The sequence below is a fragment of the Streptomyces sp. AHA2 genome, assembly GCF_036857595.1.
Classification (GTDB): Bacteria; Actinomycetota; Actinomycetes; order Streptomycetales; family Streptomycetaceae; genus Streptomyces.
The window spans coordinates 73,051-96,011 of sequence record NZ_JAUQWJ010000009.1 but is presented as its reverse complement, the minus strand read 5'-3'; the positions used below and the strand labels follow the sequence as shown (position 1 = coordinate 96,011).

Genomic DNA, 22,961 nt, shown 5'->3' with positions numbered 1-22,961 from the left:
TTGCAGCGGCGGTCCGCGGTCTGGAGTCCGCGGCGCGGGGCCCCGCGGGCGGGGGCCGGACGCCGTCCCTCAGCCGCGGGCCCGCTGTGTGACGGCGATGCACACCAGCACCGCCGCGGCCGTCAGCGGGGCGGCCACCGTCAGGTGCTCGCCCAGCAGCAGCACCGACCACACCAGTGTGAGCAGGGGCTGGGCCAGCTGCAACTGGCTGGCCTTGGGAATGCCGATGATCCCCATGCCGCGGTACCAGACGACCAGCCCGAGGAACTGGGAACCGGCCGCGACCCACAACAGTCCTGCCACGCTGTGGGCGGTGAGGTCCACCGGCTCCCGCGCCAGGGCGAGCGCGGCGACCGGCACCGTCAGCGGCAGGCACAGCACCAGCGCCCATCCGATCACGTGCCAGCCCGGCATGACCCGGGCCAGCCGGCCGCCCTCGGTGTAACCCGCCGCGCAGACCAGCAGCGCCGCGAAGAGGTACAGGTCGGCGGTGGTCAGGGCACCGCCGCTCTGCTGCACGGTGAAGGCGAGGACCGCCGCCGCGCCCGCCAGGGCCGCGCACCAGAAGGTCCGCGAGGGCCGGGCACCGACCCGGAACGCGGAGAACACCGCGGTGGTGAGGGGGAGCAGGCCCACCACGACCGCGGCGTGAGCGGTGGTCGACGTCTGCAGCGCCAGCGTGGTCAGCAGCGGGAATCCGAGGACGACCCCGGCGGCGACGACGGCGAGCCCCGGCCAGTGGCGGCGGGCGGGTGGCGGCACCCGCAGGGCCAGCAGGGCGCCGCCCGCGATCACCGCGGCCAGGACGCTGCGCACGGCGACCAGCGACCAGGGGCCGAACCCCTCCAGACCCCACGCGGTGGCGGGGAAGGTGAGGGAGAAGGCGACGACGCCGAGCGCCGCCTGAAGGGTCCCGAAACCGGCCCGGTCCGCACCCGGAGCCCGCCCTCGCCGTCCGTCGCCCGCGGCGGGGCCGGTGTCCCGCACGCCGCTGCCGGGCGTGGCCCCGCCGTCCGTCGCGCCGGGGGCCGACGCGTCGACCGCTATCCCGGTGCCCGCAGTAGCGCTACTCTGTGCTCTCATGCAAGAGCGTAGCAGCGTAGGCGAACTGGCGGAACAGCTCAGACGGGAGCTCGACCGCTACTCACCCGGTGGAAAGCTGCCGTCGAGCCGGGCGCTCGTGGAGCGGTTCCGGGTCAGCCCGGTGACCGTCTCGCGCGCCCTGGCGCAGCTGGCCGCCGAGGGACTGGTGGTCACCCGCCCCGGCGCCGGGGCGTTCCGCGCGCAGGCCAGGACGGCACCGGCCCCGGCCGGGGACACCTCCTGGCAGGAGGTCGCCCTCAGCGCGGAGGGCGCCGCCGACCTCGTGCCGCGCTCGGTGGACGCCTCCGGGGTGCTGGTGTCCCTGGCCGCCCCGCCGCCCGGGGTGGTCGAGTTCAACGGCGGTTACCTGCACCCCTCGTTGCAGCCCGAGCGTGCCATGGCCGCCGCCCTGTCGCGGGCCGGCCGCCGCCCGGGGGCCTGGGGCCGGCCGCCCATGGAGGGCCTGCCCGAGCTGCGGGAGTGGTTCGCGCGCGGCATCGGCGGCTGCGTCACGGCCGCCGAGGTGCTGATCACCTCGGGCGGGCAGTCGGCGCTCACCACCGCCCTGCGCGCCCTCGCCCCGCCGGGCGCCCCGGTCCTGGTCGAGTCGCCGACCTACCCCGGCATGCTCGCCATCGCCCGGGCCGCGGGGCTGCGCCCGGTACCCGTCCCGGTGGACGCCGACGGTGTCCGCCCGGCGCTGCTGGCCGACGCCTTCCGGGCCACCGGCGCCCCGGTCTTCGTCTGCCAGCCCCTCTTCCAGAACCCCACCGGCGCCGTCCTCGCGCCCGGGCGGCGTGCCGAGGTGCTGCGCATCGCCCGTGAGGCCGGGGCGTTCGTCGTCGAGGACGACTTCGTACGGCGGCTCGTGCACGAGGACTCCGGGCCGCTGCCGCGCCCGCTGGCGGCCGACGACCCCGACGGCGTCGTCGTCCACGTCTCCTCCCTCACCAAGGCGACCTCCCCGAGCTTCCGGGTGAGCGCCCTGGCCGCCCGGGGCCCGGTGCTGGAACGGCTGCGGGCCATCCAGGTCGTCGACACGTTCTTCGTGCCGCGCCCCCTGCAGGAGGCCGCGCTCGAACTCGTCGGCTCGCCCGCCTGGCCCCGCCACCTGCGGGCCGTCTCCGCGGAGTTGAAGGCCCGCCGGGACGCGATGACCTCCGCGCTCGCCCTGCACCTGCCCGAACTGACCCTGGCGCACGTGCCATCCGGCGGTTACCACCTGTGGCCGCGCCTGCCCGACGGCACGGACGAACCGGCGCTGGTGGCGGCCGCCCTGCGCACCGGCGTCGCGGTCACCCCGGGCCGCCCGTACTTCAGTGCCGAGCCCCCGGCCGCCCACCTGCGGCTCAGCTTCGCCGCCGTCGCCGGCACCGGGGAGATCGCGGAGGGCGTCCGGCGGCTGCGGGCCGCCCGTGACGAGGTGCTCGGATAACCTCTCGACGCGCCCTCGGGCGGCCTGCGAGCATCGCGCCATGAACGCCACCCCGCCCCTGCCCGAGGGCTACGAGATCTCCACCGACCCCGCCCGCGTCGACCGCGAGCGGGTGCACCGTTGGCTGTCCACCGACGCGTACTGGGCGCTTGGCCGCCCGCGCGAGAAGCAGGACCGTGCGATCGAGGGGTCGCTCAACTTCGGCGTCCACGACACGGTGTCGGGGGAGCAGGTCGCCTACGCCCGCGTCGTCACGGACCGGGCGACCTTCGCCTGGCTCTGCGACGTGTACGTCGACCCGTCGGTGCGCGGGAAGGGCATCGGCGGCGCACTGGTGGGTGCCGTGTGCGAGGAGACGCGGGAGTACGGCGTGCGCCGGGTGCTGCTCGCCACGCACGACGCCCACGAGGTGTACGCCCGGCACGGCTTCGCTCCGCTGGAGCGGCCCGAGCACTGGATGGCGCTCGTCTTCAGCCGATGACGGCCTCGGCGGCACCAGGGCCTTCACGCGATCACCACCTTCACCCGATGAGGGGCGTCGCCCCGTGAACGCCTACGCACCCTCGGTAACTGGCGGACAACACCTCTTGACCTGCGCACTTGCTGCACTCACGATCGCCGCATGTCACTTCGGGTCACGTTCGTCGCCGCCGCGCGCAGCTCCGTGCCGCCGGCCGAGCGCTTCGAGGACGACCGGCCACTGGACCAGGCCGGCTGGGGCGAGGTGGAGCGGGTGGCCCCGGAGCTGCTGCCCCTCGCCGCCGCCGACCTGCGCTACTGCTCACCTGCCCCGCGCAGCCGGGCGACGGGTGAGGGGCTCGGTTACGCGCCGCTCGTCCAACTGGGGCTGCGCGACTGCGACATGGGCCGCTGGCGCGGGCTGACCCTGGGCGAGGCGATGGCCCGGGAGCCGGAGACGGTCGACGCGTGGCTCACCGATCCGCGGTCCGCACCGCACGGCGGGGAGTCCCTGGTCGACTTCGTCTCCCGGATCGGCGGCTGGCTCGACACCCGGCCGGTGGAGGACGGCTGCCGGGTGGTGGCGGTCGCCGAGCCGTCCGTGATCCGGGCCGCCCTGGTGTACGTCCTGCAGGCGCCGCCCTCGACGTACTGGAACATCGACGTCCGGCCGCTGTCGACGACGGCCGTGGCGGGCCGGGCCGGCCGCTGGAACCTGCGGTTCGACGGGGCGTCGGCTCAGCGCTCGCGCGCGTAGTCGGTACGCAGCACCAGGTCCTTGGCGGGGCCGCGCACCCGCCACACGGTCCGCCAGTGGTCCGCGTCGCGGACGGTGAACTCGCCGCGGTAGAGGTCGGCCGAACAGGGGTGGTCGGCGACGTGCCGCCCCGGCCTCAGGTCGAGGTCGTGGAAGGGCCGCCCGTCCGTGAACCGCACGTGTGCCGTGCCGTCCGGCCCCGGCAGGAACAGCAGCGTCCGCTCCGCGGGCCGGGTGACGCCCTGCCAGGTGAAGGTGCCGGACTCCTGATGCAGCAGCCCGCCCCCCTCCAGTGCGCCGAAGGCGGTGGTCCCTGCGAACTGCCCTTCCGCGCCGCCGGCCAGATCGCGCACGGTCCGCGACACCCGCCACCGCCCGGCCAGATATGCCAGTGCGTCCGGCACCGGCCAGAACTCGCCCATCCCCGACCGCTCTCCCTCCCGTCCGGTGCTGCGCGACCCATTGACGCGCTTCCGCCCCCTCCCTATCTTGCCGTTCGAAGTGTTGACCAATGTCCGGTATTTCGAACACCGAGAGCCGCGGAGTATCCATGCCACGCACCGCCCGCACGCGAGCGAGAGCGGGCCTCACGGCCACCGCCCTCCTGACGGCAGCAGCCCTCGTACCGGCCCCGGCGCACGCCGAGGACGTCACCGACTACACGATCACCGTCGACCCCTCCGCCCGGGGCGCGGCCATCGACGACACGATGTACGGCGTCTTCTTCGAGGACATCAACCGCGCCGCCGACGGCGGCCTGTACGCGGAGCTGGTGCAGAACCGCTCCTTCGAGTACTCCACGGCCGACAACGGCTCCTACACGCCCCTGACCTCCTGGACGGCCGCCGGTACGGCCGAGGTCGTCGACGACTCGGGCCGGCTCAACGAACGCAACCGCAACTACCTCGCCCTGGGCGCCGGTTCGTCCGTCACCAACACGGGCTACAACACCGGGATCCGGGTCGAGCAGGGCAAGCGGTACGACTTCTCCGTGTGGGCACGCGCCGGGAGCGGCAGCACGCTCACCGTCTCCCTGAAGGACGCCGCGGGCAGCCTGGCCACCGCCCGGCAGGTCGCCGTCAGGGGCGGCTGGGCGAAGTACGAGGCCGCCTTCACCGCGAGCCGCACCAGCAACCGCGGCCGCCTCGCCGTCGCCGCCTCGAACGCCGCCGCGCTGGACATGGTGTCGCTCTTCCCGCGCGAGACGTACAAGAACCAGGCCAACGGCCTGCGCAAGGACCTCGCCGAGAAGATCGCCGCGCTGAAGCCCGGCTTCGTGCGCTTCCCCGGCGGCTGCCTGGTCAACACCGGCTCCATGGCGGACTACAGCGAGGCGAGCGGCTGGGAGCGCAAGCGCAGTTACCAGTGGAAGGACACGGTCGGGCCGGTCGAGGAGCGCGCCACCAACGCCAACTTCTGGGGCTACAACCAGAGCTACGGCCTCGGCTACTACGAGTACTTCCGCTTCTCCGAGGACATCGGCGCCATGCCGCTGCCCGTCGTCCCCGCCCTGGTCACCGGTTGCGGCCAGAACAAGGCCATCGACGACGACGCCCTGCTGAAGCGGCACATCCAGGACACCCTCGACCTCATCGAGTTCGCCAACGGCCCGGCGACCTCGACGTGGGGCAAGGTCCGTGCGCGGATGGGCCACCCCGCGCCCTTCCGTCTGACCCACATCGGCGTCGGCAACGAGGAGAACCTCCCGAAGGAGTTCTTCGCGCGCTTCGAGCGGTTCCGGGCCGCCATCGAGGCGAAGCACCCGGGCATCACCGTCATCTCCAACTCCGGCCCGGACGACGCCGGTACGGTCTTCGACACCGCCTGGCAGCTCAACCGCGAGGGCGAGGTCGACATGGTCGACGAGCACTACTACAACAGCCCGGACTGGTTCCTGCGGAACAACGACCGCTACGACTCCTACGACAGGAACGGCCCGAAGGTCTTCCTGGGGGAATACGCCTCCCAGGGCAACGACTGGAGGAACGGCCTCGCTGAAGCGGCCTTCATGACCGGCCTGGAGCGCAACGCGGACGTCGTCAAGCTCGCCTCGTACGCCCCCCTGCTGGCCAACGAGGACTACGTGCAGTGGCGCCCCGACATGATCTGGTTCAACAACCGCGCCTCCTGGAACTCGGCCAACTACGAGGTCCAGAAGCTGTTCATGACCAACGTCGGCGACCGCGTGGTGCCGTCGGCGGCCACGGCCACGCCCGGCGTCAGCGGCCCGATCACCGGCGCCGTGGGCCTGTCCACGTGGGCGACCAGCGCCGCGTACGACGACGTGAAGGTCACCGCGGCCGACGGCTCGGCCCTGCTGAGCGAGGACTTCTCCGGTGACGCCTCGCGGTGGCGGCACGACGGCACCGGCAGCTGGAGCATCCAGGACGGCCAGTACGTGCAGACCGACCCGGTCGCCGAGAACACCATGGTCACGGCCGGCGACCCGGCCTGGAAGGACTACGACCTGCACGTCAAGGCCACCAAGAAGTCGGGCAAGGAGGGCTTCCTGATCGCCTTCGGCGTCAAGGACACCGGCACCTACTACTGGTGGAACCTGGGCGGCTGGAACAACACCCAGTCCGCCGTCGAGCAGGCCGTGGACGGCGGGAAGAGCACCCTGCTGACCAAGCCCGGTTCCATCGAGACGGGCCGTGCCTACGACGTCGACGTCAAGGTGCGCGGCCGCCAGGTCACGCTGTTCCTCGACGGCAAGGAGTGGGGCCGCTTCACCGACGACAAGCCGGCCGAGCCGTTCCGTCAGGTGGTGACCCGGGACGACCGGACCGGTGACCTGATCGTCAAGGTCGTCAACGCCCAGCCGGCCGAGGCCCGCACGGCCGTCGACCTCGGCGGCGCCCGGGTCGCCTCCACGGCCCGAGTGACCATGCTGGCCGCCGACCAGGACGCGGCGAACACGGAGACGGACACGCCGGTGGCCCCGGTGACGTCCACCCTCCGGGGCGTGGCCGACAAGTTCACCCACACCTTCCCGCCGAACTCGGTGACGTTCCTGAGGATCGGACGCAGGTGAGCGTGGCGCCGGCCGGGGCGCTCCTCGTCCCCGCTTGACCGGTGCCGTCAGGCGCCCTTCCGCCGGAACCGGTCCCGCCCGGGCCGGCCCGGCGGAAGGGATGCCCGCGGGCCGCCTCCGGCCGGGTCACGTCCGGCGTGAGCCCGGCCGGAGGCGGCCCGTTGCATGCCGGTGCCCTCCGGTGGCACCGGACGCAGCCCTCCCGGTGCGGCGCACCGTCGGCGGCCGATGCCGCACGCACCGGGCGACGGCGAGCGTCAGCACCTCGCCGAAGACTCGGGTGCCACCGTTGGGCACCGCCGTCGGACAGGGCAGGGCGTGTGCCGGTCCGGAAGACGTTGCCCAGGGCCGGAGCGTACGGACCGGGGCGTGCGGGCAGGAATCGACGGGGATCACCGGAATGGATTGCATAAACCTGCGGCAATACGTATAGTCATGCTCCCTAAGGAGGAGGATCCATGGCGGTACGAGCGGCAGTGGCCGGGGCGAGCGGATACGCGGGCGGGGAGCTGCTGCGTCTGCTGCTGGGACACCCCGAGGTCGAGATCGGCGCCCTGACCGGCAACTCCAACGCCGGGCAGCGGCTCGGCGCGCTCCAGCCGCACCTGCTGCCCCTGGCCGACCGGGTGCTCCAGGAGACCGCTCCGCAGGTGCTCGCCGGTCACGACGTCGTCTTCCTGGCCCTGCCCCACGGGCAGTCCGCGGCCGTCGCCGAGCAGCTCGGCCCCGACGTGCTGGTCGTCGACATGGGCGCCGACTTCCGGCTGACGGACGCAGCCGCCTGGGAGAAGTTCTACGGCTCCCCGCACGCCGGAACCTGGCCCTACGGCCTCCCCGAACTGCCGGGTGCCCGCCTCGCGCTGGAGGGGTCCAAGCGCATCGCGGTACCCGGTTGCTACCCGACCGCCGTCTCCCTGGCCCTCTTCCCGGCGTACGCCGCCGGGCTCGCCGGGCCCGAGGCGGTGATCGTCGCCGCGTCCGGCACGTCCGGCGCGGGCAAGGCGCCCAAGCCGCACCTGCTGGGCAGCGAGGTCATGGGCTCCATGTCCCCCTACGGGGTCGGCGGGGTGCACCGGCACACCCCCGAGATCACCCAGAACCTCAGCGCGGCCGCCGGGCAGCCGGTCACGGTCTCCTTCACCCCGACCCTCGCGCCGATGCCCCGCGGCATCCTCGCCACCTGCAGCGCCAAGGCCGCCGACGGGGTCACGGAGGAAGCGCTGCGCGCCGTGTACGCCAAGGCCTACGCCGACGAACCGTTCGTGCACCTGCTGCCCGCGGGGCAATGGCCCGCCACGGCGTCCGTCCACGGTTCCAACGCCGTTCAGGTGCAGGTCGCACACGACGAGGCCGCCGGGCGGATCATCGTGATCAGCGCCATCGACAACCTCACCAAGGGCACCGCGGGCGGTGCCGTCCAGAGCATGAACATCGCCCTGGGTCTCGACGAGACCACCGGGCTTTCCACGATCGGAGTCGCACCGTGAGCGTCACGGCAGCCAAGGGATTCACGGCGGCGGGCATCGCCGCCGGGATCAAGGAGAACGGCAACCCGGACCTGGCCCTCGTGGTCAACAACGGGCCCCGCCGTGCCGCCGCCGGCGTCTTCACCTCCAACCGTGTGAAGGCCGCGCCGGTCCTGTGGTCCGAGCAGGTGCTCAAGAGCGGCCAGGTCTCCGCCGTCGTCCTCAACTCCGGCGGCGCCAACGCCTGTACCGGACCCAAGGGCTTCCAGGACACCCACGCCACCGCCGAGAAGGCCGCCGAGGTCCTCGGCCGGGGCGCCGTCGAGGTCGCCGTCTGCTCCACCGGCCTCATCGGCGTGCCGCTGCCCATGGACAAGCTGCTCCCGGGCGTCGAGACGGCCGCCGCCCAGCTCTCCGAGCACGGCGGCGAGAAGGCCGCCATCGCCATCAAGACCACCGACACCGTCCACAAGACGGCCGTCGTCACCCGGGACGGCTGGACCGTCGGCGGCATGGCCAAGGGCGCGGGCATGCTCGCCCCCGGCCTCGCCACCATGCTCGTCGTCCTCACCACCGACGCCGCCGTCGACGACGCCGGCCTGGACAAGGCGCTGCGGGCCGCCACCCGCACGACCTTCGACCGGGTGGACTCCGACGGCTGCATGTCCACCAACGACACCGTCCTGCTCCTGGCCTCCGGCTCCGCCGAGGTGACCCCCGCCCACGAGGAGTTCGCCGAAGCCGTACGGCAGGTCTGCGACGACCTCGGACAGCAGCTCATCCGGGACGCCGAGGGCGCCAGCAAGGACATCAAGGTGGAGGTGATCAACGCCGCGACCGAGGACGACGCCGTCGAGGTCGGCCGCTCCATCGCCCGCAACAACCTCCTCAAGTGCGCCGTCCACGGCGAGGACCCCAACTGGGGCCGCGTGCTCTCCGCGATCGGCACCACGCGGGCCGCCTTCGAGCCGGACCGGCTGAACGTCGCCATCAACGGCGTCTGGGTCTGCAAGAACGGCGGTGTCGGCGAGGACCGCGACAAGGTCGACATGCGCTACCGCGAGGTGCACATCGTCGCCGACCTGGCCGCCGGGTCCCGGACCGCCACCATCTGGACCAACGACCTCACCGCCGACTACGTCCACGAGAACAGCGCCTACAGCTCATGAGCACACCGACGCGCAAGCACACCGCGCTGCCCAAGGCGCAGATCCTCATCGAGGCCCTGCCCTGGCTGGTCCGGCACAACGGCAAGACGGTCGTCATCAAGTTCGGCGGCAACGCCATGGTGGACGAGGACCTCAAGGCCGCCTTCGCCCAGGACGTCGTCTTCCTGCACCACGCCGGCCTCAAGCCGGTCGTCGTGCACGGCGGCGGACCGCAGATCAGCGCCGCCCTCGACCGGCACGGCATCGTCAGCGAGTTCAAAGCCGGCCTGAGGGTGACCACCGAGGACGCCATGGACGTGGTCCGCATGGTGCTGGCCGGGCAGGTGCAGCGCGAGCTGGTCGGCCTGCTCAACCGGCACGGGCCGCTCGCCGTCGGCCTGACCGGCGAGGACGCCCACACCATCAGTGCCACCAGACACCAGCCCGAGATCGACGGCGAGTTGGTCGACATCGGGCGGGTCGGCGAGATCACCGCGATCGACACGGGCGCCATCGAGGCCCTGCTCGCCGACGGCCGCATCCCGGTCGTCTCCTCGATCGCCCGCTCCCAGGACGACGGACATGTCTACAACGTCAATGCTGATACGGCGGCTGCGGCACTCGCTGCTGCACTGGGCGCCGAAACCCTCATGGTCCTCACGGACGTCGAGGGACTCTACGAGGACTGGCCGCACAGCGACGAGGTGATCAGCCGCCTCACCGCCTCCGAACTCGAGCGCCTGCTGCCGGAGTTGTCCTCCGGCATGGTGCCGAAGATGGAGGGCTGCCTGCACGCCGTACGGGGCGGCGTCACCACCGCCCGCGTCATCGACGGCCGGGTCCAGCACTCGATCCTGCTGGAGATCTTCACCGACGAGGGCATCGGCACGATGGTCGTGGCCGACGAGCCGAAGGGGGACGCCGCATGACCGCCCGGCAGGAGTACGCCCAGCGCTGGCAGGGCGCCCTCATGAACAACTACGGCACCCCGCTGCTGCCCCTGGCGCGCGGCGAGGGCACCCGGGTGTGGGACGCCGACGGCCGCGCGTACCTCGACTTCGTCGGCGGCATCGCCACCAACGCCCTCGGCCACGCCCACCCGGCGGTCGTCGAGGCGGTCAGCCGGCAGATCGGCTCCCTCGGCCACATCTCCAACTTCTTCATGGCCGAACCCACCGTGGCCCTCGCCGAGCGGCTGCTGCGCCTGTTCGGCCGGGACGGCAAGGTCTTCTTCTGCAACTCCGGCGCCGAGGCCAATGAGGCCGCCTTCAAGATCGGCCGGCTGACCGGGCGGACCCACGTCGTGGCCACCGAGGGCGCCTTCCACGGGCGGACCATGGGCGCCCTCGCGCTGACCGGCCAGCAGGGCAAGCGGGAGCCGTTCCTGCCGCTGCCGGGCGACGTCACGCATGTGCCGTTCGGCGACGCGCAGGCCCTGGCCGCCGCGGTCACCGAGGAGACCGCACTGGTCGTCCTGGAGCCGATCCAGGGCGAGCTGGGTGTCGTCGTCCCGCCCGCCGGCTACCTCAAGGCCGCCCGGGCCATCACCGCCGCGACCGGGGCGCTCCTGGTCCTGGACGAGGTGCAGACCGGCATCGGCCGCACCGGGCACTGGTTCGAGTACCAGGCCCACGAGGGCGTCCTGCCCGACGTCGTCACCCTCGCCAAGCAGCTCGGCGGCGGGCTGCCGCTCGGCGCGACCGTGGCCTTCGGCCGGGCCGCGGACCTGTTGCAGCCGGGCCAGCACGGGACGACCTTCGGCGGCAACCCCGTGGCCTGCGCGGCCGGGCTCGCCGTCCTCGACACCATCGACGACGAGGGCCTGCTGGAGAACGTCAAGCGGCAGGGCGAGCGGTTGCGGGACGGAATCGAGGGCCTGGGCCACCGGTTGATCGACTTCGTCCGGGGCTCGGGGCTGCTCCTGGGTATCGTGCTCACCGAGCCGCTCGCGCCCCAGGTGCGCCAGGCGGCTCAGGAGGCCGGATTCCTGGTGAACGTGCCCGCCCCCGACGTCGTCCGGCTGATGCCGCCGCTGAACCTGCGCGACGACGAGGTGGACGCGTTCCTCGGAGCACTGCCCGGCATCCTGCAGACAGCCAGCGGGGACGGACGATCCGGGGAATGAGACGACGATGAGCCAGGCGCAGGACCACGAGCAGCCGGGGGCGAACGGGCCCGCCGTGCCGCAGACCCGCACCGCACGCCACCGCCGGATCGTGGACATCCTCAACCGGCAGCCGGTCCGCTCGCAGAGCCAGCTGGCGAAGCTGCTCGCCGACGACGGGCTCACCGTCACGCAGGCGACCCTCAGCCGCGACCTGGACGAGCTGAACGCGGTGAAGATCCGCAACACCGACGGCGACCTGATCTACGCGGTGCCCAGCGAGGGCGGTTTCCGCACGCCGCGGGCGCCGCTGGGCGGGTCGGCGAAGGAGGAGCGGATGCGGCGGCTCTCGCAGGAGCTGCTGATCTCCGCGGAGGCCTCGGCGAACCTCGTGGTCCTGCGCACCCCGCCGGGGGCCGCCCAGTTCCTGGCCTCGGCCATCGACCAGGCCGAGCTGCACGACATCCTGGGCACGATCGCCGGTGACGACACGCTGCTGCTGATCAGCAGGGAGCCGACGGGCGGGCAGGCCCTGGCCGACCATCTGCTGAGGCTGGCCCAGAACGGGCACTGAGCGCCGCAGGGGGGCGCGTAGTGGGTGTGCGCGGGTCCGCTGTGGCCGGGCGCGCAGTTCCCCGCATCCTCAGGGCGTCGCCCCCGGGCCTCGCCTCACCCCAGCCTCGCGGCCAAGCCCCCCGTGCACCGCACCTCGTCCCCGGCCGTGATCAGCAGCGCCTCGACGTCCCGCAGGGACTCCAGCCAGGCCAGACCCTCGCGCGAGCCCATCGCGAAGGCCGCCGTCGCCCAGCAGTCCGCCCAGGTCAGCCGGGGCGCCACCACCGTCACGGCGACCAGGTCCGTGACCGCCGAACGGCCCGTGCGCGGATCGACGATGTGCGCGCCCCGCTCCGCCGTGCCCGAGGTGGCCACGGACAGCTCCTCGGCCCCGGCGGCCGAGACGACCGCCGCCAGACCTCCCGGCCGCAACGGGTCGGCGACCCCCACCCGCCACGGCCGCCGCGCACCCGGCGTACCGAGCAACTGCACGTCCCCGCCGCCGTTCAGGTTCACGCCGCACACCCCGGGCACCTCGGCCAGCCGCCGCGCCGCCCGCTCGACGGCCCAGCCCTTGACGATGCCGGTCGGATCGAGCCGGCCCTCGTACGTCGTACTGAACCAGCCGTCGCTCAGCCGCTCCGCCTCGGCCGCCAGGGCGAGCACCTCCGCGACCTCGGGGTCGCACTCCCCGACCGTCACCTCGTCCCGCCGCAGCCGGGAGACCTGGCTGTCCTCGCGGTACGTGCTGAACACCTCGTCGACCCGGTGCAGCCCGGCGATCGCCTCGTCCAGGGCCGCGCCCACGACGGCCGGTTCCCCGCCGCGGACGTCGAAGGAGAAGACGGTCCCCATCGCCTCCTCGGCGTGACGCACCGCGGCGGGAGCCTGTGCGGAGCCCGCCACCGTGTCAGCCACCGGCCTGGTCCAGCGCCGACTGGAGGGACTTCTTGTACCCGGCGCTGGTGTACGTGGCGCCGGAGACGGAGTCGATGGCGGCGCTGCCGGTGGCGACGGCCGCCTGGTTGAGGCGGGGGACGGAGGAGGAGGTGATCTGGTCGCTGCGCCCGCCCTTGGGTGCCTGCACCGCCTCGGCCTTGGTGATCTTCCCACCGGTGACGGTGATCCGGACCTGCACCGGCCCGTAGTCGGTCTGCGCGGCGCTGCCGGTGAGGACCTGCGTCCGCGCCCGGTCGCCCCCCGATCCCGCGGCCTGCGACGAGCCGCCGCCCGCACCGCCCTGCGCCTTCGCCTTGTCGAGGGCGGACTGGAGGGACCGCTTGTACCCGGCGCTGGTGTAGGTCGCTCCGGAGACGGAGTCGATGTCGGCGCTGCCGGTGGCGACGGCCGCCTGGTTGAGGCGGGGGACGGACGAGGAGGTGACCTGGTCGCTGCGCCCGCCCTTGGGTGCCTGCACCGCCTCGGCCTTGGCGATCTTCCCGCCCACGACGGTGATGCGGACCTGCACCGGCCCGTACTCGGTCTGCGCGACGTCGCCGGTGACCGTCCGCGCCTGCCCGGAGCCCTGCCCCGCGCCGCCCTGGGCCTCGGCCTTGTCGAGGGCGGACTGGAGGGACTTCTTGTACCCGGCGCTGGTGTAGGTCGCTCCGGAGACGGAGTCGACGTCGGCGCTCTGCGCGGCCACGACCGCCTGGTTCAGGCGCGGTACCGAGCTCGCGGTGATCTGGTCGCTGCGCCCGCCCTTGGGCGCCTGCACCGCCTCCGCCTGTGTGATCTTGCCGTTGCTCATGGTCAGGCGGACCTGCACCGCGCCGTACTGCGTCTGCGCCGGGTCGCCGGTGACCGCGCCGTTGACCCCGCCCTGCGGGGCCTGCCCGGCGGCGGCCGGGGGGACCTGCCCGCCTGCCGCCCGGGCGGAACCCGGGTCGGTGGCCGGCTTGAGGGACAGCAGCAGCACGATCCCGGAGACGGTGGCTGCGCCGGCGAGCACGGCACGCCGGACCGGGTGACTCTTCCTCATGGTTTCCCAAACTCCTGAAGGGCTGTTGGTGTCCCGTCGCTCACATCTCGAACGACTCGTGATGGATACGGCGGGCGGGGACTCCCGCACCGCGCAGTGCCTCGTAGACCGACTGCGCGAAGCCGGGCGGCCCGCACATGAAGACGTCGTGCTCGCCGATGTCCGGGATCTTGCGCTGGAGGGACTCGGCGGAGATGTCGGGGCGCTCCCCGTCCGGGCTGTTGACCGCGTACATCAGCCGTGCGCCGCGCTCGTCGGCGATCGCGGCCAGCTCCCCCCACAGGGCCAGGTCCTGGGTGCTGTTGGCCCGGTAGAGCAGGGTGATGTCACCGGACGCCCCCGGCAGCGTCTCGAACAGGGCCCGCATCGGCGTGATGCCCACGCCGCCCGCGACCAGCAGCACCTTGCCGCGGCTGCGGCGCTGCGCGGTCATGGCGCCGTAGGGGCCCTCCGCCCACACCCGGGTGCCGGGCGTCAGGTCCCGCAGCCGCTCGGTGTGGTCGCCGATCGCCTTGACGGTGATCCGCAGCATGTCCGGGCGGGGCGCCGCCGAGAGCGAGTACGGGTGCGAGCTGAACCGCATCCCCGGCGCCATGAACCGCCAGCGGAAGAAATGCCCGGCCTCCGCGCCCATCCGGTGCAGCCTGCGGCCGCCGATCAGCACGGACACGATCCCCGGGGTCTCCTCGATGACCGCTTCGACGCGCATCCGGTGCCGCAGGTTCAGCCGGATCGGCGTGAGGATCCGGTACCAGACGACCAGGACGGCCACGGCCCCGTACAGCCCGTACCAGAAGGTCTTCGCGGCGGGCTCGACGGCGAACTCGTTGCCGGTGGTGATCTGGTGCCAGAACGTGAGGTAGACGGCCGCGTAGGTCAGCAGGTGCACGTGGTACCAGGTGTCGTAGCCGATCAGCCGGCGCACCCCGCCGATGGAGAGGATCCCGATGAGGAACAGCAGACCCGTGCCGATGGCGGCCTTGCCCATGTCGGGCAGCTGGTCGATGGAGTCGGTCGTCTGCCGGACGACGTCGCCGAGTCCCCTGCCCGCCTGCAGGGCGTAGCCCCACATGATGAGGAAGACGTGGGCGAGGACCAGGCAGAGCGTGTAGCGGCCGGTCATGGCGTGCCAGCGCGCGACCCGGTCCGTCCCCACCCGGCGCTCCAGTGCGGGCACCCGGGCCATCTGGAGCACCACCAGCGCCATGAGGTAGCCGGCGAGCAGGCCGGTGATGCGGCCCGCGGCGAGGATCTTGCTCGTGGTGTCGGCGAGGGACGGCGTGTTGTCCCACCACAGCCACAGCACGGCCGCCGCACCCGCCCACAGGGCGATCAGCAGCGGGACGGCCGGGGAGCGGCGCGGGCGGATGCGGCGCATCGTCTGGCGGCGGGCGGCACGTCCGCCTGCGAGCGTGGTGGTCACGGTTCCTCCGTGGGACTCGGCCCTTGGCCCACAGATACGTGCGAGGACACGGGAGTGTTCAGCCGCGCCCGGAGCCGGGTGCCCACCTCTGTGACCGCGGGTAACGCCCGCTCGGCCGCAGGATCGTCACAGGCGGGAGACCGCCGTCGGCCCGCTCACCGTCCCCACGGCGATGTGCGGCCGCCGCGCCGGGTCGGCCCACAGCAGGATCCGGCGCATCGCGTCCTTCGGCACGGACACGCAGCCGGCCGTCGCCCCGCGCCCGTGGACGTGCAGGAAGATGCCCGCCCCGCGGCCCCGCACGGGACGGTCGTAGTTGAAGCCGACGACGAGCGCGTGCGCGTACTGCGTGCGGTAGGTGACGAGGTGTTCGGACTCGGCGGCCCGGCAGTCGGCCGGGCGGGGCTCGGTCCAGCGGTTGTAGGAGCGGGAGCCGTTGTCCTGGCACCACCAGGAGTCCTGGCGCACCCGCCGGTAGGGGTACCCCGTCCCGCGCGGGGCCGCCTCGATGCCGAACGCGTACGGCAGTCCGTACAGCCCGGTCGGGGTGGTGTTCGTGCCCTGCTTGCGCGAGGCGCCTTCCGTGAGGCCGTTCGCCCCGAAGCGCGCGGGTGCGGAGCCGGCCCGCACCCAGCGCCCGCCGGCGGTGCGGTCCCACCAGGTGACGGTGCCCGTCGTCGAGGCCGTGCCCCGGGCCACGGCGGTGATCAGCTGGGTGCCGCCGCCGGTGTCCGCCATCCGGGCCGGCAGCGGAGCGGGGGCGGGCGGCCCGGCGCCCAGGGCGAGGAGGGAGGAGACGGCGAGGGCGACGGCACCGGGGCGCATGCCTCAGACCGTAGAGGGCGGCAGCGGCAGCGGCAGCCCGGGAAGTCCGTCCAGGCTCGTGGCGATGTGCTCCTTCTTGGTGAAGTAGGCGTCGAGCGAGGCGTCGTCCTCACGGGCGAACCGCTTGCCGTGCAGGTCCCGGTCCTCCTCGTACGCCATGAAGGGCACGGCGTAGCCGCAGGTGTCGCGGACGAGTTCGGCGGTGACGACGATGATCGCCCGCAGCCCGTGCCGCGAGGGGTCGATGTCCGCGAAGTGGGCGAGCAGTTCCCCGAAACGGGCGTCGTCGCGGAAGACGGGCTCGCCCCGGCCGTGCACCCGGACGATGTTCGGCGGGCCCTGGAAGGCGCACCACATCAGGGTGATCCGCCCGTTCTCCCGCAGATGGGCGATGGTCTCGGCGTTGGAGCCGGCGAAGTCGAGGTAGGCCACGGTGTGCTCGTCCAGCACCGCGAACGAGCCCTTGAGGCCCTTGGGGGAGAGGTTGACCGTGCCGTCGGCGGACAGGGGAGCGGTGGCGGTGAAGAAGACCGGCTGCGCCTCGATGAACGAGCGGAGCCGGCCGTCTATGCGCTCGTGTGTCTTTCCCATGTCCAGCCATTATGGGCGTGGTTGTTTCGGCTGTCTAAGGAACTGCGGGATCGGGTCACCTCTGCCGGATCCCGCCGATCCCCCGACCGTGGCCGCCCCGGCCGGCGCTCCCACGGGGCGGCCACGGCGCCTGTCACCTCACTTGGTGAGGGTGCAGGCGGCCAGGGTGTCGAGGCCCTGGGGCCTGGCGGCGGTGCGGCCGATGGCGGTGGCGATGCGGTTGACGGTGGCGACGCGCTTGTCCTTCAGGGGGCCGAGGATGGCGTTCTGGACGAAGTTCGGTCCGCCCTGTCCGGCGGTGTTCGCCAGGCGGGTGCCGGCTTCGCGGAGCTGGGTGTCGAGGAGGGCGAGGTTGCGGTCGACCTCTGCCCTGGCGGAGGCGGGCACGGCGGGGAGCTTCGAGCGCACGTCCGGGCAGGTGATGGTCCCGGCGCCACCGTTCGCGGCATTGCCGCCGTTCCCTCCGTTCCCGCCGTTGTTCGCGTTGCCCCCGTTGCCGGCGTTGCCCGCGTTCTGTGTGCCGCCGCCCGCCTGCGGCCGGCCCGCCCGACCGTTGCCCGCGTCGGTGCCCGCACCGTTCAGGGTGCAGGCGGCCAGGGTGTCGAGGCCCTGGGGCCTGGCGGCGGTGCGGCCGATGGCCGTGGCGATGCGGTTGACGGTGGCGACGCGCTTGTCCTTCAGGGGGCCGAGGATGGCGTTCTGGACGAAGTTCGGTCCGCCCTGTCCGGCGGTGTTCGCCAGGCGGGTGCCGGCTTCGCGGAGCTGGGTGTCGAGCAGGGCGAGGTTGCGGTCGACCTCTGCCCTGGCGGAGGCGGGCACGGCGGGGAGCTTCGAGCGCACGTCCGGGCAGGTGATCGTGCCCGGACCGGCCAGCGTCCGGGCGGTGCTCCCGTCGCCCCTGGGCGTCTCCCCGGCGAGGGCGAAGCCGGCGATCACCGTGCCGGACAGCGCCACCGCGGCGGCTGAGCCGATGAACGCGACGCGACGCTTGTTGTACTTCGGAAGGGCCCTGGACATGGGGGTGCCTCACTAGGGGTCGGTGTCGTCGGTGTGGGAGACGCGGCGCCTGCGTCCGGCGAGAGGTACGGGTAAGCGGTTTCCCGCGTTCAAAGGAGCGCCGGATTTTCCGGCAGTCGTGCCCGGTGGTCCCGCTCCTGAGCGGGACCACCGGGCACGCTCCGGAGCAGATTGACGAATCATGCAGTGCACTGCATACTCATGCATACGGATCGTGATCCGCGGCGCACCCGCCCCGGCTCGCGGAGACCGGCGGGACCTCGTGCACGCAGTAGCGTGCTGACCCGCCTCCCCGGAACCGGGGGGCGGCGGCACATCGACACCCATTGAGGAGCGCAGCAGGTGAGCAGCAACAGCGGTGATGTCCGGCTCTGGGGCGGCCGTTTCGCCGACGGGCCCGCCGAGGCCCTGGCGAAGCTGTCCGCGTCCGTCCACTTCGACTGGCGGCTCGCGCCCTACGACATCGCCGGCTCGCGCGCCCACGCCCGCGTCCTGCACCAGGCGGGCCTGCTGACCGAGGACGAGCTGCAGCGCATGCTCGCCGGTCTCGACCGGCTGGAGGCGGACGTCGCGTCGGGCGCGTTCGTCGGCACGATCGCTGACGAGGACGTGCACACCGCTCTGGAGCGCGGCCTGCTGGAGCGCCTCGGCGCGGACCTCGGCGGCAAGCTGCGCGCCGGCCGCTCCCGCAACGACCAGGTCGCCACCCTCTTCCGCATGTACCTGCGCGACCACGCCCGCGTCATCGCCGGGCTGATCGCCGAACTGCAGGACGCGCTGATCGGCCTGGCCGAGGCGCACCCCGACGTGGCGATGCCCGGCCGCACCCACCTCCAGCACGCCCAGCCGGTCCTGTTCGCCCACCACGTCCTCGCGCACGTGCAGTCCCTCTCCCGGGACGCGGAGCGGCTGCGCCAGTGGGACGCCCGTACGGCCGTGTCGCCGTACGGCTCGGGCGCCCTGGCCGGTTCCTCCCTGGGGCTGGACCCCGAAGCGGTGGCGAAGGACCTCGGGTTCGAGCACGGCTCCGCCGGCAACTCCATCGACGGGACGGCCTCGCGGGACTTCGTGGCCGAGTTCGCCTTCATCACGGCGATGATCGGGGTCAACCTCTCCCGGATCGCCGAGGAGGTCATCATCTGGAACACGAAGGAGTTCTCCTTCGTGACCCTGCACGACGCCTTCTCCACGGGCTCGTCGATCATGCCGCAGAAGAAGAACCCGGACATCGCGGAGCTGGCGCGCGGCAAGTCCGGCCGTCTGATCGGCAACCTGACGGGTCTGCTGGCCACGCTCAAGGCCCTCCCGCTCGCCTACAACCGCGACCTGCAGGAGGACAAGGAGCCCGTCTTCGACTCCATCGACCAGCTGGAGGTCCTCCTGCCCGCCTTCACCGGCATGATGGCCACCCTCACGGTCCACCGCGAGCGCATGGAGGAGCTGGCCCCGGCGGGCTTCTCCCTGGCCACCGACATCGCCGAGTGGCTGGTCAAGCAGGGCGTCCCGTTCCGGGTGGCCCACGAGGTGGCGGGCGAGTGCGTCAAGGCCGCCGAAGCGGAGGGCAAGGAGCTGGACGAGCTGACGGACGAGCAGTTCGCGAAGATCTCCGCCCACCTCACCCCGGAGGTCCGCACGGTCCTCAACGTCCCGGGCGCCCTGGCCTCCCGCGACGGCAGGGGCGGTACGGCCCCGAGCGCGGTGGCGGTCCAGCTGGCCGAGGTGAAGCGGGACGTGGCGGCCCAGCACGAGTGGGCCCGGGCCAAGGCCAGCGCCCGGTAGGACCCGGGGAACTGCGCGAGCAGCCGCACCCGGCCCGCAGTCGCCGCAGCACAGGGAGCCCGAGCTCACGAGCGAAGGTCATCGCGGGAGTTACGTTGGTCGAAAGCCGCAGCCGACCGAACGGAGCCCCGCGATGCCCTTCGCCCGCCTGGCCACAGCGACGACCCCCACCTGCCACATCGGCCTCGGCCTCGCCGCCGTCGGGCGCCCCGGCTACATCAATCTCGGCCGGGACGAGGACCTCGGCGAGGACCGCAGCATCGAAGCGCTCCGCGCCCGTACGCACGAACTGCTCGACGCCGCCTATGCCCAAGGCGTCCGCTACTTCGACGCCGCCCGCTCCTACGGCCGCTCCGAGGAGTTCCTGGCCGGCTGGCTCCAGGCCCGGCCCGGCGTCGACGACGTCGTCATCGGCAGCAAGTGGGGCTACACCTACACCGCCGGCTGGTCCACCGACGCCGAGACGCACGAGGTCAAGGACCACACCCTCGCCACCTACGAACGGCAGCGCGCCGAGAGCGACGCCCTGCTCGGCGACCGGCTCGACCTCTACCAGATCCACTCGGTGACCCCGGACAGCCCGGCCCTCACCGACAAGGAACTGCACGCCAGGCTCGCCGAGGCCGCCGCCCAGGGCCTCACCGTCGGGTTCTCCACCAGCGGGCCCGCCCAGGCCGACGCCGTCCGGGCCGCCCTCGCGGTGACGGTCGACGGCGAGCCCCTGTTCCGTACCGTGCAGTCCACCTACAACGCGCTGGAGACCTCCGCCGGTCCCGCCCTCGCCGAGGCGCACGCCGCCGGACTCACCGTGATCGTCAAGGAGGGCATGGCCAACGGCCGCCTCGCGGGCGCACAGGCGCCGGACGTCCTCAAGGAGATCGCCGGCCGGACCGGGCTGGGCTGCGACGCGGTCGCGCTGGCGCTGATCCTGCGGCAGCCCTGGGCCGGAGTCGTGCTGTCCGGCGCGGCCACCACCGCCCAGCTCGCCTCGAACCTGCACGCGGCGGCCGTCGACCTCGACGACGACCAGCTGGACCGCCTCGCCTCACTGGCCGAGGAACCGCGGGTGTACTGGGAGCGGCGCGGGCGGCTGCCCTGGCACTGATCACTCCTTTCGGCCGACGGATTCCTCCGGCCTGGGTCACGTACGCCCAGCGTGAGACATTCATGTCTCATTCGGTGTATGGTTGTCTCATGGCTGTCGATCCCGACCACGTGCTGCGCTCCGCCGCCGCCCTGCTGGCCCGCAAGTCCACCGCGACCATGGACGAGGTCGCCAAGGCCGCCGGGATCAGCCGCGCCACCCTGCACCGGCACTTCGCCGGACGCGACGCCCTGGTCCGCGCCCTGGAGTCGCTCGGCATCGCCGAGTGCGAGGCCGCCCTGAAGGCGGCCCGCCTCGACGAGGGCACGGCGAGCGAGGCCGTGCGCCGGCTGGTCGGCGCGATCGAGCCGGCCGCCGGCCTGCTCGCGTTCCTCTACACCGAGAACCAGTTGTTCGAGGGCGAGGAGCAGAACGCGGGCTGGACCGAGATCGACGACCGGATCTCCGCCCTGTTCCGGCGCGGTCAGCTCGGCGGGGAGTTCCGCATCGACCTCACGCCCGCCTGGCTCACCGAGGCGCTCTACGGCCTGCTGGCCTCCGGCGCGTGGCTGGTGCAGAGCGGCAAGGGCGCGCCCAAGGACTTCCAGCACATGATCGTCGAGCTGCTGCTCGGCGGCGCAGTCAGAAGAGAGGAATCATGACCAGCACCCTGCAGGCGGCCGAGACGGAGGCGGTGAAGCGTCCGGCCCGGTGGCTCGCGCTCGGCGTCCTCGTGCTCGCCGTACTGCTGGTGGCCGTCGACGCGACCGTCCTCGGTCTCGCGACCCCCTACATCAGCGAGGACCTCGGGCCCTCCGGCACGGAGCTGCTGTGGATCGGCGACGTCTACTCGTTCGTCATCGCCGGCCTGCTCGTCTCGATGGGCAGCCTCGGCGACCGGATCGGCCGCAAGCGGATCCTGCTCGTGGGCGCCACGGCGTTCGGTGCGATATCCGTCGTCAACGCCTACGCCACCACGCCCGAGATGATGATCGCCGCCCGGGCGCTGCTCGGTGTCGCCGGTGCGACGCTGATGCCGGCCACGCTCGCCCTGATCCGCAACCTCTTCCACGACCCGCGCGAACGCAGCCTCGCCGTCGGCATCTGGGGTGCCACCGCCTCGGCGGGTACGGCCGTCGGCCCGATCGTCGGCGGGTTCCTGCTGGAGCACTTCTGGTGGGGCTCGGTCTTCCTGATCAACCTGCCCGTGATGGCCGTCCTGGTCCTCGTCGGCATCAAGCTGCTGCCCGAGTCGCGCACGGCGAACCCCGGGCCCTGGGACCTGGTCAGCGTCATGCTGTCGCTGGTCGGCATGATCGGCGTGGTGTACGCCGTCAAGGAGACCGCGACGCACGGCTTCGCCTGGAGCCCTCTGGCCGCCGGCCTGCTGGGCGCCGCCGCCCTCCACGGCTTCGTCCGCCGGCAGCTCACGCTTCCGGCGCCGCTGCTGGACATGCGGCTGTTCCGCAACCGCGGTTTCAGCGGGGCCGTCCTGGCCGACCTGCTGACCATCCTCGGCCTGTCCGGGCTGGTGTTCTTCCTGTCGCAGTACCTGCAACTCGTGCAGGGCAGGCGCCCGTTGGAGGCCGGCCTGGCCGAACTGCCCGCCGCCGTCGGCGCCGTGGTGGCCGGTCTGATCGCCGGCCGTGCGGCCCGCCGCTTCTCCGTCCGGTCCGTCGTCTCCGGCGGGCTCGCGGCGATCGGCCTCGCGCTGGCCGCCCTGACCGTGATCGGCCAGTCCACCGGCTACCCGCTGCTCGGCAGCGCGCTGCTGGTGGTCGGTGTCGGCGCCGGTTTCTCGTTCACCGTGACCGCCGACGTGATCCTCTCCAGCGTGCCCAAGGAGCAGGCCGGTGCCGCGTCGGCCGTGTCCGAGACGGCGTACGAACTCGGCGCCGCCCTGGGCATCGCCGCGCTCGGCTCGATCGTGACGGGCGTCTACCGCGACTTCACCGGCCCGGCGGGCACGCCGGACGCGGCGCACGAGTCGCTGGGCGGCGCGGTGGAGGCGGCGGCGCACATGCCGCCCCACAGCGCCGGCGTGATGCTGGACGCGGCCCGCACGTCCTTCGTCGACGGCCTGGCCCTCGCGGCGGGCGTCGGCGCGGTGGTCCTGCTGGCCGCGGCGGTGGCGGCGTGGTTCCTGCTCCGCCACCAGAAGCTGGAAACGACCCCGTCCCACCCCTGACCCGGCTGCCCCGTTCGACCGCCCCCCCGAGG

Annotated in this window: 21 protein-coding genes; 13 read left to right on the top strand and 8 right to left on the bottom strand. The window is 72.9% G+C overall.

Annotation, left to right across the window (positions count from 1 at the left end):
* Positions 1 to 69 precede the first annotated feature (69 nt).
* Entirely contained in the window at positions 70 to 1,083 is a 1,014-nt protein-coding gene (locus Q5694_RS19885; RefSeq protein WP_333934520.1) for a DMT family transporter, read from the bottom strand.
* Here Q5694_RS19885 and Q5694_RS19880 point away from each other — a divergent pair.
* The 3 genes from Q5694_RS19880 to Q5694_RS19870 all read left to right on the top strand — a co-directional run bounded on the left by Q5694_RS19880 (position 1,082) and on the right by Q5694_RS19870 (position 3,734).
* Positions 1,082 to 2,518 carry an aminotransferase-like domain-containing protein gene (locus tag Q5694_RS19880; protein ID WP_333934519.1) on the top strand — a complete coding sequence of 479 codons (1,437 nt, stop codon included), beginning with the start codon at positions 1,082 to 1,084 and terminating at the stop codon, positions 2,516 to 2,518. The two genes, Q5694_RS19885 and Q5694_RS19880, sit on opposite strands and share 2 nt — an antisense overlap.
* A gap of 40 nt (positions 2,519 to 2,558) precedes the next feature.
* A complete protein-coding gene (locus Q5694_RS19875; RefSeq protein WP_333934518.1) occupies positions 2,559 to 2,999 on the top strand; it encodes a GNAT family N-acetyltransferase in 441 nt (146 codons plus the stop codon).
* Between the two features lie 141 nt (positions 3,000 to 3,140).
* Complete coding sequence (locus Q5694_RS19870) at positions 3,141 to 3,734, top strand: histidine phosphatase family protein (protein ID WP_333934517.1); 594 nt, start codon at positions 3,141 to 3,143, stop codon at positions 3,732 to 3,734.
* Here Q5694_RS19870 and Q5694_RS19865 read toward each other — a convergent pair.
* On the bottom strand, positions 3,716 to 4,156 hold the full coding sequence (locus tag Q5694_RS19865) for a DUF6314 family protein (protein WP_333934516.1): 441 nt from the start codon (positions 4,154 to 4,156) through the stop codon (positions 3,716 to 3,718). The two genes, Q5694_RS19870 and Q5694_RS19865, sit on opposite strands and share 19 nt — an antisense overlap.
* 128 nt (positions 4,157 to 4,284) lie before the next feature.
* On the opposite strand from Q5694_RS19865, the gene Q5694_RS19860 reads away from it, so the two are divergent.
* The 6 genes from Q5694_RS19860 (at position 4,285) to Q5694_RS19835 (ending at position 12,060) form a co-directional block, all read left to right on the top strand.
* Positions 4,285 to 6,768 carry an alpha-L-arabinofuranosidase C-terminal domain-containing protein gene (locus tag Q5694_RS19860; protein ID WP_333934515.1) on the top strand — a complete coding sequence of 828 codons (2,484 nt, stop codon included), beginning with the start codon at positions 4,285 to 4,287 and terminating at the stop codon, positions 6,766 to 6,768.
* Positions 6,769 to 7,226: 458 nt separating this feature from the next.
* Positions 7,227 to 8,255 (top strand): N-acetyl-gamma-glutamyl-phosphate reductase, encoded by a 1,029-nt coding sequence (gene argC, locus Q5694_RS19855; protein ID WP_333934514.1) that lies wholly within the window; start codon positions 7,227 to 7,229, stop codon positions 8,253 to 8,255.
* The gene (gene argJ / locus Q5694_RS19850; RefSeq protein ID WP_333934513.1) at positions 8,252 to 9,403 is read left to right on the top strand and encodes a bifunctional glutamate N-acetyltransferase/amino-acid acetyltransferase ArgJ; all 1,152 of its coding nucleotides are present in this window, start codon (positions 8,252 to 8,254) and stop codon (positions 9,401 to 9,403) included. The genes argC and argJ overlap by 4 nt, the downstream gene beginning before the upstream one ends.
* Positions 9,400 to 10,311, top strand: a complete 912-nt coding sequence (argB, locus tag Q5694_RS19845) for an acetylglutamate kinase (protein ID WP_333934512.1) — start codon at positions 9,400 to 9,402, stop codon at positions 10,309 to 10,311. The genes argJ and argB overlap by 4 nt, the downstream gene beginning before the upstream one ends.
* On the top strand, positions 10,308 to 11,507 hold the full coding sequence (locus Q5694_RS19840; RefSeq protein WP_333934511.1) for an acetylornithine transaminase: 1,200 nt from the start codon (positions 10,308 to 10,310) through the stop codon (positions 11,505 to 11,507). The genes argB and Q5694_RS19840 overlap by 4 nt, the downstream gene beginning before the upstream one ends.
* A gap of 7 nt (positions 11,508 to 11,514) precedes the next feature.
* Positions 11,515 to 12,060, top strand: coding sequence for an arginine repressor (locus Q5694_RS19835; protein WP_333934510.1), 546 nt, complete (start codon positions 11,515 to 11,517; stop codon positions 12,058 to 12,060).
* A 95-nt stretch (positions 12,061 to 12,155) separates the two neighbouring features.
* Here Q5694_RS19835 and Q5694_RS19830 read toward each other — a convergent pair whose 3' ends face one another.
* The 6 genes from Q5694_RS19830 to Q5694_RS19805 form a co-directional block, all read right to left on the bottom strand.
* Complete coding sequence (locus Q5694_RS19830) at positions 12,156 to 12,959, bottom strand: FAD:protein FMN transferase (protein ID WP_333934509.1); 804 nt, start codon at positions 12,957 to 12,959, stop codon at positions 12,156 to 12,158.
* On the bottom strand, positions 12,952 to 14,022 hold the full coding sequence (locus Q5694_RS19825) for an FMN-binding protein (protein WP_333934508.1): 1,071 nt from the start codon (positions 14,020 to 14,022) through the stop codon (positions 12,952 to 12,954). Before Q5694_RS19825 ends, Q5694_RS19830 begins: the two co-directional genes overlap by 8 nt.
* 40 nt (positions 14,023 to 14,062) lie before the next feature.
* Positions 14,063 to 15,445: a ferredoxin reductase family protein gene (locus Q5694_RS19820; protein ID WP_333934507.1), complete on the bottom strand. Its 1,383-nt coding sequence runs from the start codon at positions 15,443 to 15,445 to the stop codon at positions 14,063 to 14,065.
* A gap of 126 nt (positions 15,446 to 15,571) precedes the next feature.
* Positions 15,572 to 16,270 carry a L,D-transpeptidase family protein gene (locus tag Q5694_RS19815; RefSeq protein ID WP_333934506.1) on the bottom strand — a complete coding sequence of 233 codons (699 nt, stop codon included), beginning with the start codon at positions 16,268 to 16,270 and terminating at the stop codon, positions 15,572 to 15,574.
* 3 nt (positions 16,271 to 16,273) lie between these two features.
* Positions 16,274 to 16,861, bottom strand: coding sequence for a pyridoxamine 5'-phosphate oxidase family protein (locus tag Q5694_RS19810; protein WP_333934505.1), 588 nt, complete (start codon positions 16,859 to 16,861; stop codon positions 16,274 to 16,276).
* Between the two features lie 138 nt (positions 16,862 to 16,999).
* Positions 17,000 to 17,878: a hypothetical protein gene (locus Q5694_RS19805; protein WP_333934504.1), complete on the bottom strand. Its 879-nt coding sequence runs from the start codon at positions 17,876 to 17,878 to the stop codon at positions 17,000 to 17,002.
* 342 nt (positions 17,879 to 18,220) lie between these two features.
* On the opposite strand from Q5694_RS19805, the gene argH reads away from it, so the two are divergent.
* The 4 genes from argH (at position 18,221) to Q5694_RS19785 (ending at position 22,929) form a co-directional block, all read left to right on the top strand.
* Positions 18,221 to 19,657: an argininosuccinate lyase gene (gene argH / locus Q5694_RS19800; protein WP_333934503.1), complete on the top strand. Its 1,437-nt coding sequence runs from the start codon at positions 18,221 to 18,223 to the stop codon at positions 19,655 to 19,657.
* Positions 19,658 to 19,790: 133 nt separating this feature from the next.
* On the top strand, positions 19,791 to 20,762 hold the full coding sequence (locus Q5694_RS19795) for an aldo/keto reductase (protein ID WP_333934502.1): 972 nt from the start codon (positions 19,791 to 19,793) through the stop codon (positions 20,760 to 20,762).
* Positions 20,763 to 20,851: 89 nt separating this feature from the next.
* Entirely contained in the window at positions 20,852 to 21,403 is a 552-nt protein-coding gene (locus Q5694_RS19790) for a TetR/AcrR family transcriptional regulator (RefSeq protein WP_333934501.1), read from the top strand.
* The gene (locus tag Q5694_RS19785) at positions 21,400 to 22,929 is read left to right on the top strand and encodes an MFS transporter (RefSeq protein ID WP_333934500.1); all 1,530 of its coding nucleotides are present in this window, start codon (positions 21,400 to 21,402) and stop codon (positions 22,927 to 22,929) included. Before Q5694_RS19790 ends, Q5694_RS19785 begins: the two co-directional genes overlap by 4 nt.
* Positions 22,930 to 22,961: the final 32 nt, after the last annotated feature.